A 14,174-nucleotide genomic window follows, 5' to 3' on the forward strand; every position below is an offset into this window, starting at 1 on the left:
GAATTCTTCCTATATAACGAGTAAACTAAAATTGTTTGAATTTACTATTTTGAAAGAGGCATGAATTTTGGCTAAAGAAAAAATCCGTGTAAGATATGCACCAAGTCCAACTGGTCACTTGCACATTGGTAACGCACGTACTGCACTTTTTAACTATTTATTCGCCCGTCATAACAAGGGTACTATGGTATTGAGAATTGAAGATACCGACCAAAAACGTAACGTTAAGGGTGGTTCCAAGTCTCAGATGGAAAACCTTCACTGGTTAGGTATTGACTGGGATGAAGGTCCAGATAAAGGTGGAGACTACGGTCCATACCGTCAATCAGAAAGAAAAGAAATTTACCAAAAGTATATTGATCAATTGATCGATGAAGGTAAGGCATACTACTCATACAAGACTGAAGAAGAACTTGAAGAACAACGTGAAGAACAACGTGCTATGGGTGTTGCACCTCACTACACTTATGAATATGAAGGCATGACTGCTGATGAAATCAAGCAAGCCCAAGAAGAAGCTAAGGCTAAGGGCTTAAAGCCAGTTGTTCGTATTCATATTCCAGAAATGGAAACCTACTCATGGGATGATATCGTTAAGGGCCACCTTGAATTCGAATCAGACACCATCGGTGGTGACTTCGTTATTCAAAAACGTGATGGTATGCCAACTTACAACTTCGCCGTTGTAATTGATGACCACTTGATGAAGATTACCCACGTACTTCGTGGTGATGACCACGTTTCAAATACACCTAAGCAATTAGTTGTTTATGAAGCACTTGGTTGGGAACCACCTAAGTTCGGTCACATGACTTTGATCATTAACTCAGAAACTGGTAAGAAGCTTTCTAAGCGTGATGAATCAGTTCTTCAATTTATTGAACAATATCGTGACCTTGGTTACTTGCCAGAAGCTATGTTTAACTTCATTACTCTTCTTGGTTGGTCACCAAAGGGTGAAAACGAAATCTTTAACAAGCGCGAATTCATCAAGCAATTTGATCCAGCTCGTTTGTCTAAGTCACCTGCTGCATTTGACCAAAAGAAGCTTGAATGGATTAACAACCAATACATCAAGAAGGCTGATCGTGATACCTTGCTTGACCTTGCTTTGAACAACTTGCAAGAAGCAGGTTTAGTTGATGAACATCCAGCTCCAGAAAAGATGGAATGGATTCGTCAATTGGTTAACATTTACTCAGTACAAATGTCATACACTAAGCAAATCGTTGACATGGCTAGGATCTTCTTTGAAGATACTAAGGATCTTTCAGATGAAGAAATTGAAGAAATCAAGAATGATGATGGTCGTGGTGTAATTGAAGAATTCAAGAAGCAATTAGACCTTATCCCAAGATTTACTTCAGTTCAAATTATGGGTGCTATTCAAGCTACTCGTAAGGCAACTGGCGTTAAGGGCAGAAAGCTCTTTATGCCAATCAGAATTGCTACTACTCGTTCAATGGTGGGCCCTGGTATTGGTGAAGCTATGGAACTTTTGGGTAAGAAGCGTGTGGTTGAACACATCGACTTAACCTTAAAGCAAATGAGTGAAAATGGTCTTTAATTAAAGACGATTAGAAAAAGAAGCTGCAGATAACTGCAACTTCTTTTTTCATTTGCTAAAATAAGGATAGCTATTTTTACAGAAGGGATAAGTGTTAGCCGTGAAAGTATATAATACACTGACGCGTAAAAAAGAAGAATTTAAACCTTTAGTTCCAGGACAAATTAGCATGTACGTCTGTGGACCTACTGTGTATAACTATATTCACATCGGAAATGCTCGTAGCTCAATTGCCTTTGATACTATTAGACGCTATTTGGAGTACAAGGACTATAAGGTTAAGTATGTTTCTAACTTTACTGATGTTGATGACAAGATGATTAACGAAGCCCGTGCTGAAGGTACCACGGTTCCTAAGTTAGCTGAAAAGTTTATTAATGCGTTTTTAGAGGATACAACTGCTTTAAATATCGAGCCGGCAACACTGCATCCCCGTGCTACTCATGAAATTAAAGAGATCATCAATTTTGTTCAAACTTTAATTGATAAGGGCTATGCTTATGAGAGTCATGGTGATGTTTATTACCGTGCTAAGAAATTTAAGCATTATGGACAGCTCAGTGATCAAAATATTGAACAACTTGAAGAGGGCGCTTCAGAACATATCAATGATGAAGAACAAAATCGAAAGGAAGACCCAATTGATTTTGCTCTTTGGAAAGCTCAAAAAGAACCAGATGAAATTGCTTGGGATTCTCCATGGGGCAAGGGGCGTCCAGGTTGGCATATTGAATGTTCAGTAATGTCTACTAAATATTTAGGTGACACAATTGATATCCATGGCGGTGGTCAAGACTTGGAATTTCCGCACCATGAAAATGAAATTGCCCAAAGTGAAGCTAAAACTGGTAAAAAATTCGTTAATTACTGGCTTCACAATGGTTTTGTGACTGTGGGTAAGGATCAAGAAAAAATGTCTAAGTCATTACACAACTTTGTGACTGTACACGACATTTTAAAAGAAGTTGATCCACAAGTTTTGCGTTTCTTTATGGCAAGCGTACAATATCGTCGTCAGATTAATTATTCTGCAGAAAACTTGCAACAAGCTGCTACTATTTTAGATAGATTTAAAAATACTTTAGTTAACATCAATTACCGTCTTGAAGATGACACGCCAAGTGAAGATTCAAGTGAGTTAGCAACTGCTATTAATAAAACAAATGAAGAATTTGAAGCTGCAATGGATGATGACTTTAATGTTCAAAATGCTTTAACCGCTATTTATGATTTGTTGCCAGTAATTAACGCTAATGCCAATGCAGAAAAAGCTGATAAAGAATCATTGAAGCTTTTTAAGGATAAGCTTTCCGCATGGCTGTTGGTATTTGGTATCGATACTGAAAAGCTCTGCAGTCAAAGTGCAGGTTCAAATGATGATGAAATTGATCAATTGGTTAAAAAGCGTGATGAAGCACGTAAGAACAAGGATTGGGAAACTAGTGATCAAATCCGTGATCAATTAAAAGAAATGGGTATCACTATTCAAGATACTCCACAAGGGACAAGGTGGACTCGTGATTAAAATAAAGAAATTAACGGAAGAAGAAGTAAATCCGGATACTTTGAATGGACAAACGCTTGCCTATTTGGGGGATGCAGTTTATGAAGTAATCATTCGCCGTCATTTAGTTAAAGGCGGAATTGTTAAGCCGCAGGTCTTGCAGCGTGAAGCGACTCATTATGTTTCAGCTAAAGCTCAAGCCGGCTTAGTTACTAAATTGCAAGATGAAGAGCGATTAACTGAAGCTGAATTAACAGCTTTCCGCCGCGGTCGTAATGCCAAGAGTCATACTAAAGCTAAAAATACTAGTTTAAAGACCTATCAATTATCCACTGGTTTTGAAGCTATGATTGGTTATCTTGATTTATTGAATAAAAATGATCGCGTTCAAGAGTTGACTGAATGGTGCATTAATACCGTAGAAGAGGATGGATTAAAAGATTATGACTTCAAGTAAAGATTTCGTTTTTGGACGCCATGCTGGTCTTGATTATTTAAAGACACAAAGTGCTGATAAAATTAATAAAGTATTTTTACAACATGGTATTCAAGAAGATTTTGCTAATCAGGTTTATGCTATTTGTAAAAAGAAGCGATTAGTAATTCAAAATGTGCCTAAAAATAAACTTGATCGTTTGGTTGATGGTGGTAATCATCAAGGCTTAGTTTTGGCTATTTCTAGTTTTGAATATGCCGATTTAAGCAAATTATTGGATCAATTTGATGATGAAGGTAAAGAACCATTTTTATTGATGCTTGATTCAATTGAAGATCCTCATAATTTAGGTTCAATTTTGCGTTCTGCTGATGCCACTGGTGTTGACGGGATTATTATTCCTAAGCGCCATGCAACAGGATTGACCTCAGTTGTAGCAAAAACTTCAACAGGGGCAATCGATTATGTGCCAGTTGCTCGCGTCAATAATTTGGTACAAACTACCAAAGAATTAAAAAAGCGCGGCTATTGGGTATTCGGAACAGATATGGCTGGTACGGATTATCGTGAATGGAATGCTAAAGGAAAAACGGTTTTAGTAATTGGTAATGAAGGTAAGGGAATTGCGCCATTGCTTAAAAAGCAAATGGATCAAACAATCACTTTACCAATGATTGGGCATGTGCAATCTTTGAATGCGAGTGTGGCTACAGGAGTTTTACTTTATCAGGCTTATAATAGTAGACACCCGTTGCATTAATTAATAGAGGTGGACAAAGAGATAGCTTTGTCCATCTTTTTTTATACAGGGAAATAGTTGTGTGACAATAAACGTTTGTTTTCTTCTCGACTTCAGAGGGATGCAGGTATTCTCAACGAAGAAAAGTTGAGAGGAAATATAAATGCAAGCTAAAGAAAAGAAGTTGATTAAGCAAGTTAAAAGAGGAGATGACGAAGCCTTAAAGGAGTTGTTTACTTTATATCAACCCCTAGTCAACAAAGTGCTGAAGGGATATTATTTACGTCATTATGATCAAAATGATTGGCAGCAAGAGGCGATGATTATTTGTTATGAAGCGGCCATGGTTTATTCTGAGCGTAAAGGCAATTTTGCGGGTTTATATAAAGCTAAGTTGACTAATCATGCGCGAACTTTGGTACGCTATCATACTGCATTAAGGCGGCGAACGTATAATAATTCGGTTTCTTTAGAGAGACTTGATTTGCAAAGTATTAATGAGCCTAAACGTTCTGAACTCGCGATTCCAATTGATGATACTTATAATAATTTTGTCAAAAGCTTATCCCGGCTTGAACTAATTGCATTATTAACAATTTTAGGTGAGATGAGCGTTGAGTATGTAATTAATCATTTGAATATTGGAGCTGCCAAACTATTACGGGCGAGATCTAGAACGATTCAAAAGATGAGGAATGTTCTTTTTTAATATTTCAATTTGTAGCTGATCAAAAGAAAGTGCGGTATAATACTAAATGTAGAATATTTTAGGAGGTAATTTAAGATGGCAGACGAAATTATTAAGACTGCATTGTTAGACCGTCACATGAAGGAAGCTTTTGACTGGAGTGATTCAAACATGCCAGTTAGAGATGCCCTTTGGGACTACTTTATGGAAAAGAATGGTAGAGATACCATGAAGACGGAAGAAGATATGCTTCCATTTTTGAAAGACTCAGATGATAAAATCGAAGCCTTCGTTAACGAAAATCTTAAGAAGTAAATCCGACTAAAAAACAATGTTCTACGCACCGTGGTCACGCATGTTTGACTACCAAGGCAGCTGCTCTCCAGCAGCTGTTTTTTTGTTGCAAAAAATGAATAAGGATTAAATTTATGAAATACATAATTGGCATAGATATTGGAACAACTGCAACTAAGGGAGTGCTATATGATTTAGATGGTCAAACTATTATGATTGTAAGTCAAAGCTATCCATTAATTCAAAAGGAATTAGGGCAAGCAGAAGAAGATCCACAGGTAATCTTTAATGCGGTGCAAAAGATTATTTTTAAATTGGCTAAAGAAGTGCAGGGGAAAATTGCAGCAATCTCATGGTCGAGTCAAATGCACAGTTTAATTGGGCTAGGGAAAAATAATCAAGTTTTGACTAATAGCATTACCTGGGCAGATAATCGCTGCACCACTGTAGTTGAAGAAGCAAAAGAGACTGACTTAGCACAGAAGATTTATCAAAAAACGGGAATGCCGCTCCATCCGATGGCTCCGATTTATAAATTGATATGGCTAAAGCAGAGTAATCCTGATCTTTTTCACCTGGTACAAAAATGGATTGGGATTAAGGAATATATTATTTATCGTTTGACTGGCAAAATTGTAACAGATACAACGATGGCAGCTGGAACAGGGATGCTTAATCTAAAAACATTAGATTGGGATCAAGATTTGTTAAAAGCGGCAGAAATTGATGCAGCTAAATTACCGAGTTTAGCTGATCCAGCAACGGTTGTTGGAGAAATTTGTGCAAAATATGTGCATAACCTGGGGATAAGTTCGGACGCGAAGATTGTTTTAGGCGCAAGCGATGGCTATTTGTCCACGGTAGGTGTAAATGTTGTGGACGAAAATCATTTTGCATTAAATGTTGGTACTTCTGGTGCCGTGCGAACGATTGTTAAAAATTCACAAATAGATCAAGATGCGCGTTATTTTTGTTATCCAGCAAGCAAACAGCAATTTTTATTAGGCGGTCCAGTAAATAATGGTGGAATTGTACTGGATTGGGCAAGACGAACTTTGCTAGATGAAAAAGCAACAGTAGAGGATTTCCTGCAATTGGCTAAAAATGCACCGGTTGGTAGTAAAGGCTTGATCTTTTTACCATATTTAGGTGGAGAGCGTGCACCTATTTGGGATGCAAAGGCTCGTGGTTCTTTTGTTGGCCTGACTCGTCAGCATACCAAGGCTGAGATGGCACAAGCAGTAATCGAAGGGATTATCTTTAATCTTTACGATGCAGCAACGGGGTTAATTGAGAGTACTAAAAAACCAGCTGCGATAAATGCAACTGGCGGATTTATGCAAAGTGATTTTATTAGACAGATGTGTGCTGATATTTTTGATGTGCCGATTGTCACGATGAAGGAGCAACAAAGTGGAACGCTTGCAGCTATGTTTTTAGCAAGACAGGTATTAGGGCTAAATAAAAAGATTGATGAAATAGGACAATTTGTTGAAAATGACAAAGTTTATTATCCCCACAAAAAAGAAGCAGCTATTTATCAAAAAATGGTTCCACTTTATCGTGAAATTGAGAATGATTTAGCTACTTCTTATCAAAAATTATCTTCTTTTCAAAAGATGCATTCTAAAAATTAGAGGATATGTCTAATCTATTTTCTTAATAGGCAGCATTTCAATGTAACCTCTGCTTCCGATAGGTTCAAGTTGAATTCTTGGATTGGATTCATCCCAAAGATAGCCTTTAGTTTTAGGATCATATTCTTTAATTGCTGCTCTTACATCTTCAATAGTTGCACCGCAGTTTTCTTCTGCAAATGGTGCACTTTTAAACATTAAATATTTAGCAGCGGGTAATTCAATAATGTCAAACCCTTTTGGTACTGCAGCGTTATAATCTGTTGCTACTTCAACACCTTGAACATATTCGGAAGTGTTGGGTTTACGATATTTAGTGGGTAGCCAGAGGCAAACAGGGTCTCCACTAATTGATTTAATACTTTTAAGCAATCCCCATACTTCACAGCCAACTTCATCACAGTAGTCTAAGTAGTCAGTTGCCTTAATGCCGCGTTTAATAATTACTTTTCTTTTAGGTTTATCAACAACCTGAATAGAAATTTTCTTAGTAGTGTTCATGGGAGACTCCTTTCTATATCTATTAGGTTTGTATTTAACGCCATAAGGATTAAATAGATAAATTGGAACAGGATGTGCAGCCTATTCACTAGGATTGCATTTAAATTCGCGGTAGAAAGCTCGCTGAAAACCATCTACACTCTTAAAGCCACTTTCTAATGCAATGTCAGTAATGCGATCTTGATAATCTCGCAATTTTAACGCAGCTTGTGATAAACGCACCCGTCTGATATATTGTGCTGGCGTCATGTTGAGATAGCTTACGAATAGACGATAGGAATACCAAGGTTAATATAATGAAACCTTTGATAATGCAGTAAGTGTGATCTGCTCAGACAAATGATTTTGAATAAATTCTTGCATCTGTTGAACTGATTCAATTTGTTCCAAAATTTTTACCTCCTTACAGCTTGTATTATGCAGGATTAATTGAAAAACTACTCGACTTATTTTGCCATGAAAAAATCTTCGGATAAATCACCCGAAGATTTTTTTAGATATAATTATTAATTTCTAAGCATTTTTGATATCTTCAACAATTTGGTCAACTGTCATTCGGTTCTCCTTTAAAATATCCTTTAATGGCGTTTGATCAGTGTAAACTCTCTTTTGACCATAGTTCAAAACTTTGACATCTTTGTCGCCTAAGTAGGAAGCTACCTTCTCACCAAAACCACCATCTAAAGTATTGTCTTCAATAGTGACGATGACTTTATTTTCTTTAGCTAATTTATCTAGAGCGTCTTTGTCTAAAATATTAGCTGAAACTGGGTTAACTAAGGTCGCGTTAAGTTCTTGCGCTACTTTTTCACCAAATATTGCATACATGTCGCCCAAAGCTAAGACAGCAACGTCTTTACCTGGCTTAATTTGGTAGGTGATTTTACTGTAATCTTCTTGAGCGTCACCATTTTCAGGGACAGCCTTAGTTGGCATCTTAATAGCCACAGGGTGTTTTCTTTGCTTGATCGCCCACGTCATCATGGCTTTTTCTTCAGCTAAATTAGTAGGAGCTAAGTAAATCCAGTTAGGCAAGTTAGAAATCATTACTTGGTCAAAAATACCCAGGTGAGTTTTACTGGTGCCTGAGATTCCGCCGCCAGCAACCATCATGACTACTGGTAAATCATTAGCTGCGACATCATGTGATAATTGGTCAAATGCACGTTGCAAGAAAGTGGAATTTTCAAATAAAACTGGAACTGCACCTTCCTTAGCAGCACCAGCTGCAAAAGCAACAGATTCTTGTTCAGCAATACCAACATCTGTGTAGTGGTCTGGATATTTGTTCTTAATTTTATCTAAGCCAAAGACACCAGGAATAGCAGCGTTGATTGCCATTAAGTTAGTGCCTTTTTCGATTTCTTCACTAACAACATCTAAAGCAACTGAATTAGCAGTTGGTGCCTCACTAGCAGGTGCTAATGGCTTATCAGTCTTTAAATCGAATGGCATTACCCAGTGGTGAGCCTCTTCTTCATCAATTGCTGGTTTGTAGCCTTTACCTTTTAAAGTATTGATATGCAAAAGAATAGGGTGATCAACATCTTTGACTGCTTTAAAGGCCTCAATCATTGATTTAATATCATTACCATCGGCAACATAGCGATAGTCGAAGCCCATTGCAATAAATGGATTTTCCTTAGTTTCACCATTTGAATCACGTAACTTCTTTAAAGCAGTGACTAAACCACCGACGTTTTCATCGATGGACATTTGGTTATCATTAACTACCACAACTAAATTATGTTTTTCAATTGCGGCATTGTTTAAGCCTTCATAAGCAAGACCACCAGTCATTGAACCATCACCAATTAAGGCCATGATGTTTTCGTGATTACCCATTAGGTCTCTAGCCTTTGCCATTCCAGTTGCAAGTCCAATTGAAGTAGAGGTGTGGCCAACGGCGTAGTAATCGTATGGACTTTCATCAGGATTGCTGTATGGAGTAACATCTTCATAATGATCAGGGTCAAGCCAAGCAAGAGCACGGCCGGTTAACATCTTGTGTGGGTAGGTTTGGTGAGATACATCCCATACAATCTTGTCTTTTGGAGCATCGAAAACATAATGATAAGCAATAGTAGCTTCGACAATTCCGAGATCAGGTCCTAAGTGCCCACCTTCAGTAGCGTCTTTTTCTAAGATTAAGGTTCTAATTTCTTGTGCCAATTGTTGCATTTGAGCGATAGATAATTTCTTTAAGTCTTGTGGACCAGAGATTTTATTTAATAAATATTCTGGATGTTTGTTCATTTAAAGTAGTCCTTTCTAAAAACTCGTTAAACTTATTATAGATAAGTGATAGAACTATTTGAAATATTAAGTTGCTATGGATTAGGATAGGTTTTAGTTATTGGTAATTCTAATTTAGAATATTGACGTAATTGCATTTGACAGTATAAAATACTGAATAAGTATGTGTTTTTATATAAAAGTTTGGAAGTGAGATTATGGCAGTGAAAAAAGCAGCTTTAGCCTGCAGCGTATGTGGGTCACGCAACTACTCAATCACCGCAAGTAAAAATCGCACTCAGCGACTTGAACTGAAGAAGTTCTGCAAGCATTGCGGTAAGATGACTTTACACAAGGAAACGAGGTAAAAAGGTTAATGATTAAGTTCTTTAAGAGCGTTGCCCATGAAATGAAATTGGTTACTTGGCCAACTGCAAAACAAAATAGACATGATACTATGACTGTTATTACAAGTTCAATTTTGTTTGCTGCATATTTGGGTGCACTTGACTGGCTCTTTAGCTGGTTAACTCAACATATGTAATCAGAATAGAAATTATTATTGGTTCATGTTATAATAATGACAGCTAAGAAAAACCTCTGTGGGAGGTTTTTTTGTTTACCCAAAAACAAGGAGAAGAATTATGGTCGAAACTGCAAAAAAGCAATGGTACGTTTTACATACTTATTCTGGCTATGAAGACAAGGTTAAGTCAGATTTACTTTCTCGTGCTCAAAGCATGGGGATGCAAGATTATATCTTTCGTGTAATGGTTCCCGAAGAAGAAAAAGTCGAAACTGTTCGCGGTAAGAAACAAGAAATTGAAGAAAAGATTTTCCCAGGTTATGTTTTAGTCGAAATGGTTATGACCGACGAAAGTTGGTTTATCGTTAGAAATACCCCTAACGTAACTGGCTTTGTTGGTTCACACGGTGGTGGTTCAAAACCTTCACCACTTCTTCCTGAAGAAATAGAACGTCTTCTTAGAAATCAAGGCCAACCTGCTAAGAAGCCAACTGAAAACTTTGAAATTGGTGAATCAGTAACTATTATTGAAGGTGCATTTAATGGCATGGTAGGTAAGATTACTGATATTCAACCTGATAAATACAAGTTATATGTTTCAGTTGATATGTTTGGTCGTGCTACTACTGCTGAACTTGATTACGATCAAGTTAAAAAGCTAGATGTAAACGAATAACTATAAATTTTAGTTGTAATTGTAGCTAAACGATGTTATTCTAATACGGTACGTTTATTATTGTGGGAGGAGAAAAAAGGAAAATTCTCCATTTTAACCGCATCACGGAATCAAGGAGGTTTTGACCGTGGCAAAGAAAGTTATTAACGTAGTTAAGTTACAAATCCCAGCTGGTGCTGCTACCCCAGCTCCTCCAGTTGGTCCTGCTTTGGGTCAAGCTGGTATTAACATTGTTGGTTTTACTAAGGACTTCAATGCTAGAACTGCTGACCAAAAGGGCATGATTATCCCTGTAGTTATTACAGTATATGAAGATCGTTCATTCGAATTCATTACTAAGACTCCACCAGCACCAGTGCTTTTAAAGCAAGCTGCTAAGATCAAGAAGGCTTCAGGTGAACCTAACACCAAGAAGGTTGGTAAGGTAACCAAGGATCAAGTCAAGGAAATTGCTGAGACTAAGATGAAAGACCTTAACGCTGCTGATATTGAAGCTGCTATGCGCATGGTTGAAGGTACCGCTAGAAGTATGGGTATCGAAGTCGAAGACTAATCCTGTTAATTTTATTTAGTTAACACTTTAGGTGGGAGAGTTAGAGAAGCTCGTTTGACCACATATACAAGGAGGAAATCACATGCCAAAGCATGGTAAGAAATATTTAGATGCTGCCAAGAAGGTAGACTCAAATAAATTATACTCAGTAGCAGAAGCTATGAAACTTGTTAAGGAAACTTCATACGCTAACTTCGACGCTACAATTGATGTAGCTTACAACTTAAGCGTAGATCCTAAGCAAGCAGATCAACAAATTCGTGGTTCACTTGTTTTGCCAAATGGTACTGGTAAGACTCAAACCGTTGTAGTATTTGCTGAAGGTCCACAAGCTGATCAAGCTAAGGCTGCAGGTGCTGACTTTGTTGGTTCAGATGATTTAGTACAAAAGATCCAAGACGGTTGGTTGGACTTTGACGTTGTAGTTGCAACCCCAATGATGATGGCTAAGGTAGGTCGTTTGGGTCGTATCCTTGGACCTAAGGGCTTAATGCCAAACCCTAAGACTGGTACTGTAACTATGGACATCGAAAAGGCTGTTAAGAACGTTAAGGCAGGTCAAGTAGAATACCGTGTTGACCGTCAAGCAGCTATTCATACTCCAATTGGTAAGGTTTCATTCACTGAAGATCAATTAGTTGAAAACTTTGATGCTTTACGTGATGTTATCTTACGTGCACGTCCAGCTTCAGCTAAGGGTCAATACATCAAGAGTGTTGCTGTTTCAGCTACTTTTGGCCCTGGTATCAAGCTTGATCCATTAAACTTGGACTAATTTAAAAACTGATTAATAAAAGGTCTCGCACATGCGAGACTTTTTTTGTGCTTAAGAAAAACTTAACTTAATTAGAGCTGGGTAAGCGCTAGACGTGATTGACCTAGCATTTTTTTACATGGTATCATTAATTGTCTATATGAAATCGTATTCTATTTACTTAAGGAAAGTGTTAATGAAAAAACATTCTATTGGAAAAATATTAATTTTAGTGTTGTTGATGTTAGCCTGTGTAACTGGATGTGCTAAAGATAATTCTAAAATTACAATTGTTGGTTCTAGTGCATTACAGCTTCTAGCAGAGCAAGCTGGTAATGATTATCGGTTGACCCATCCAAGCAGCAACATTGTTGTTCAAGGTGGTGGATCAGGCACTGGATTGAGCCAAGTACAAGCTGGTGCTGTTCAGATTGGAACCTCTGATGTTTTTGCAGAGACTAAAAAGGGAATCGATGCAAAGAAGCTTAAAGACTATAAAGTCGCAGTTGTTGGTATTGTACCAATTGTAAATAAAGGCGTCGGTGTTAAGAATGTCTCTATGAAACAACTACGACAAATTTTTACCGGTAAGCTAACTAATTGGAAACAACTTGGTGGAAAGAACGTTCCAATTATTGTCGTTAATCGTTCTAAAGGCAGTGGTACCAGAGACTCTTTTGAAGACATTGTTTTACATAAGCAAAAAGCTATTAAGTCTCAAGAGCAGGATTCAAATGGTGCGGTTAAAAAAATCGTTGATACGACGCCTGGAACAATTAGCTACATATCTTTCCCATATGCTAATGGTGACAATATTCAAAAACTTAGTATCGATGGTGTTAAGCCAACTAATAAGAACATTACTACTAATAAGTGGCAATTATGGGCTTATCAGCATATGTATACTAAAGGCGAACCAGACAAGAAGACAAAGGCATTTATTAAGTATATGTTAGGTAAAAAGGTACAACATGATCTTGTACCTAAAATCGGTTATTTGAGTATTGATGATATGAAAGTAACTCGAGATGGTGATAATCGAGTTATCAAAGTAGGAAAATAATTTATGAATGATAAAGATAAATTAAAAGAAGTAGTTGATCAAGCTATTGCTGATCAGCAGGTCCCACACGTTAAATTAAAAAAGATGGGTCCGAGTAGCGTTGATATTGAGAAATTAACTAAGCCTTCTAAAGAAACTCATCAAGAGTATTGGGGTAAAGGATTAACTTATTTTGCTATTGGATTAATTATAGTATTAGTTGTATCCATTATTGGCTTTGTAGGTTATCACGGCCTCGCAACTTTTATTGATAATCATGTAAATGTCTTTCATTTCTTGACCTCAACTGATTGGGATCCTGGTGAAGGAAAGAATCACGTCGGTGCTGCAGTAATGATCGTTACTTCGTTTGCGGTAACGCTTTTAGCAGCTCTTGTAGCTACACCATTTGCGGTAGCCATTGCGCTCTACATGACAGAATACTCCTCTAAAAAAGGTGCTTCATTTTTACAATCAGTAACAGAATTATTGGTTGGTATTCCATCAGTTGTTTATGGTTTTTTAGGATTAACGATCATTATTCCTGTAATCAGAACATTATTTGGTGGAACAGGTTTTGGTATTTTAGCAGCTACTTTAGTTTTATTCGTCATGGTTTTACCAACTATTACTTCTTTAACTGTAGATAGTCTAAAAGCCGTACCTAGTCATTTCCGAAAAGCATCAATGGCATTAGGTGCAACTCATTGGCAAACTATTTACCATGTTGTCTTGCGTGTAGCAACTCCTAGAATTTTGACAGCGGTAATTTTTGGTATGGCTAGAGCATTTGGTGAAGCATTAGCCGTACAGATGGTTATTGGTAATGCAGTTCTTATGCCATACAATTTGGTTAGTCCATCCGCAACTTTGACTAGTCAATTGACCAGTCAAATGGGAAATACCGTTATGGGGACATTGCCTAACAATGCATTATGGTCATTAGCATTATTGCTTTTGATTATGTCATTAGTATTTAACTTCCTAGTTAAGTTAATTGGAAAGAGAGGCCAGAAATAAAG

At 37.3% G+C, this 14,174-nt stretch carries 16 protein-coding genes and 1 pseudogene; 14 read left to right on the top strand and 3 right to left on the bottom strand.

Features of this window, described 5'->3' with window-relative positions; genetic code table 11:
- Nucleotides 1-67: 67 nt before the first annotated feature.
- The 7 genes from gltX (at nucleotide 68) to CP368_RS00330 (ending at nucleotide 6,865) form a co-directional block, all read left to right on the top strand.
- Entirely contained in the window at nucleotides 68-1,567 is a 1,500-nt protein-coding gene (gene gltX, locus CP368_RS00300; RefSeq protein ID WP_098036390.1) for a glutamate--tRNA ligase, read from the top strand.
- A gap of 91 nt (nucleotides 1,568-1,658) precedes the next feature.
- Entirely contained in the window at nucleotides 1,659-3,092 is a 1,434-nt protein-coding gene (gene cysS, locus CP368_RS00305; RefSeq protein WP_098045612.1) for a cysteine--tRNA ligase, read from the top strand.
- Nucleotides 3,085-3,528, top strand: a complete 444-nt coding sequence (locus tag CP368_RS00310; RefSeq protein ID WP_025005235.1) for a Mini-ribonuclease 3 — start codon at nucleotides 3,085-3,087, stop codon at nucleotides 3,526-3,528. The genes cysS and CP368_RS00310 overlap by 8 nt, the downstream gene beginning before the upstream one ends.
- The gene (rlmB, locus tag CP368_RS00315; RefSeq protein WP_087175974.1) at nucleotides 3,515-4,267 is read left to right on the top strand and encodes a 23S rRNA (guanosine(2251)-2'-O)-methyltransferase RlmB; all 753 of its coding nucleotides are present in this window, start codon (nucleotides 3,515-3,517) and stop codon (nucleotides 4,265-4,267) included. Before CP368_RS00310 ends, rlmB begins: the two co-directional genes overlap by 14 nt.
- 142 nt (nucleotides 4,268-4,409) lie before the next feature.
- On the top strand, nucleotides 4,410-4,955 hold the full coding sequence (locus CP368_RS00320; RefSeq protein ID WP_025005233.1) for a sigma-70 family RNA polymerase sigma factor: 546 nt from the start codon (nucleotides 4,410-4,412) through the stop codon (nucleotides 4,953-4,955).
- Nucleotides 4,956-5,030: 75 nt separating this feature from the next.
- Complete coding sequence (locus CP368_RS00325) at nucleotides 5,031-5,249, top strand: hypothetical protein (RefSeq protein WP_098045613.1); 219 nt, start codon at nucleotides 5,031-5,033, stop codon at nucleotides 5,247-5,249.
- A 113-nt stretch (nucleotides 5,250-5,362) separates the two neighbouring features.
- On the top strand, nucleotides 5,363-6,865 hold the full coding sequence (locus CP368_RS00330) for a gluconokinase (protein WP_098045614.1): 1,503 nt from the start codon (nucleotides 5,363-5,365) through the stop codon (nucleotides 6,863-6,865).
- Nucleotides 6,866-6,874: 9 nt separating this feature from the next.
- On the opposite strand, the gene CP368_RS10660 is transcribed toward CP368_RS00330, so the two are convergent.
- From CP368_RS10660 to CP368_RS00340, 3 genes and pseudogenes are all read right to left on the bottom strand, one after another.
- Nucleotides 6,875-7,366, bottom strand: a complete 492-nt coding sequence (locus tag CP368_RS10660) for a hypothetical protein (RefSeq protein ID WP_233185773.1) — start codon at nucleotides 7,364-7,366, stop codon at nucleotides 6,875-6,877.
- Between the two features lie 81 nt (nucleotides 7,367-7,447).
- Nucleotides 7,448-7,639 (bottom strand): annotated as a pseudogene (locus CP368_RS10665) (helix-turn-helix transcriptional regulator); the annotation flags it as partial.
- Between the two features lie 240 nt (nucleotides 7,640-7,879).
- Nucleotides 7,880-9,622: a 1-deoxy-D-xylulose-5-phosphate synthase gene (locus tag CP368_RS00340; protein ID WP_098043652.1), complete on the bottom strand. Its 1,743-nt coding sequence runs from the start codon at nucleotides 9,620-9,622 to the stop codon at nucleotides 7,880-7,882.
- Between the two features lie 197 nt (nucleotides 9,623-9,819).
- On the opposite strand from CP368_RS00340, the gene rpmG reads away from it, so the two are divergent.
- The 7 genes from rpmG to pstC all read left to right on the top strand — a co-directional run bounded on the left by rpmG (nucleotide 9,820) and on the right by pstC (nucleotide 14,172).
- Nucleotides 9,820-9,969 carry a 50S ribosomal protein L33 gene (gene rpmG, locus CP368_RS00345; protein WP_003549092.1) on the top strand — a complete coding sequence of 50 codons (150 nt, stop codon included), beginning with the start codon at nucleotides 9,820-9,822 and terminating at the stop codon, nucleotides 9,967-9,969.
- Nucleotides 9,970-9,977: 8 nt separating this feature from the next.
- Entirely contained in the window at nucleotides 9,978-10,145 is a 168-nt protein-coding gene (gene secE / locus CP368_RS00350) for a preprotein translocase subunit SecE (protein ID WP_087175978.1), read from the top strand.
- Nucleotides 10,146-10,245: 100 nt separating this feature from the next.
- Nucleotides 10,246-10,803, top strand: a complete 558-nt coding sequence (nusG, locus tag CP368_RS00355; protein WP_087175979.1) for a transcription termination/antitermination protein NusG — start codon at nucleotides 10,246-10,248, stop codon at nucleotides 10,801-10,803.
- Between the two features lie 127 nt (nucleotides 10,804-10,930).
- Complete coding sequence (gene rplK / locus CP368_RS00360) at nucleotides 10,931-11,356, top strand: 50S ribosomal protein L11 (protein ID WP_013853556.1); 426 nt, start codon at nucleotides 10,931-10,933, stop codon at nucleotides 11,354-11,356.
- Nucleotides 11,357-11,438: 82 nt separating this feature from the next.
- A complete protein-coding gene (rplA, locus tag CP368_RS00365; protein WP_056945458.1) occupies nucleotides 11,439-12,131 on the top strand; it encodes a 50S ribosomal protein L1 in 693 nt (230 codons plus the stop codon).
- 175 nt (nucleotides 12,132-12,306) lie between these two features.
- Complete coding sequence (locus CP368_RS00370) at nucleotides 12,307-13,173, top strand: phosphate ABC transporter substrate-binding protein (RefSeq protein WP_098043653.1); 867 nt, start codon at nucleotides 12,307-12,309, stop codon at nucleotides 13,171-13,173.
- Nucleotides 13,174-13,176: 3 nt separating this feature from the next.
- A complete protein-coding gene (gene pstC, locus CP368_RS00375) occupies nucleotides 13,177-14,172 on the top strand; it encodes a phosphate ABC transporter permease subunit PstC (protein ID WP_025005224.1) in 996 nt (331 codons plus the stop codon).
- Nucleotides 14,173-14,174: the final 2 nt, after the last annotated feature.

Source organism: Lactobacillus sp. UMNPBX17, from assembly GCF_002553735.1.
In the GTDB taxonomy this organism is placed as follows: Bacteria; Bacillota; Bacilli; order Lactobacillales; family Lactobacillaceae; genus Lactobacillus; species Lactobacillus gallinarum.

Coding starts and splice junctions, on each gene's coding strand:
- rlmB (WP_087175974.1), top strand. CDS start 3,515: ATGACTTCAAGTAAAGATTTCGTTTTTGGACGCCATGCTGGTCTTGAT.
- CP368_RS00320 (WP_025005233.1), top strand. CDS start 4,410: ATGCAAGCTAAAGAAAAGAAGTTGATTAAGCAAGTTAAAAGAGGAGAT.
- CP368_RS00325 (WP_098045613.1), top strand. CDS start 5,031: ATGGCAGACGAAATTATTAAGACTGCATTGTTAGACCGTCACATGAAG.
- CP368_RS00330 (WP_098045614.1), top strand. CDS start 5,363: ATGAAATACATAATTGGCATAGATATTGGAACAACTGCAACTAAGGGA.
- CP368_RS10660 (WP_233185773.1), bottom strand. CDS start 7,366: ATGAACACTACTAAGAAAATTTCTATTCAGGTTGTTGATAAACCTAAA.
- CP368_RS00340 (WP_098043652.1), bottom strand. CDS start 9,622: ATGAACAAACATCCAGAATATTTATTAAATAAAATCTCTGGTCCACAA.
- rpmG (WP_003549092.1), top strand. CDS start 9,820: ATGGCAGTGAAAAAAGCAGCTTTAGCCTGCAGCGTATGTGGGTCACGC.
- secE (WP_087175978.1), top strand. CDS start 9,978: ATGATTAAGTTCTTTAAGAGCGTTGCCCATGAAATGAAATTGGTTACT.
- nusG (WP_087175979.1), top strand. CDS start 10,246: ATGGTCGAAACTGCAAAAAAGCAATGGTACGTTTTACATACTTATTCT.
- rplA (WP_056945458.1), top strand. CDS start 11,439: ATGCCAAAGCATGGTAAGAAATATTTAGATGCTGCCAAGAAGGTAGAC.
- CP368_RS00370 (WP_098043653.1), top strand. CDS start 12,307: ATGAAAAAACATTCTATTGGAAAAATATTAATTTTAGTGTTGTTGATG.
- pstC (WP_025005224.1), top strand. CDS start 13,177: ATGAATGATAAAGATAAATTAAAAGAAGTAGTTGATCAAGCTATTGCT.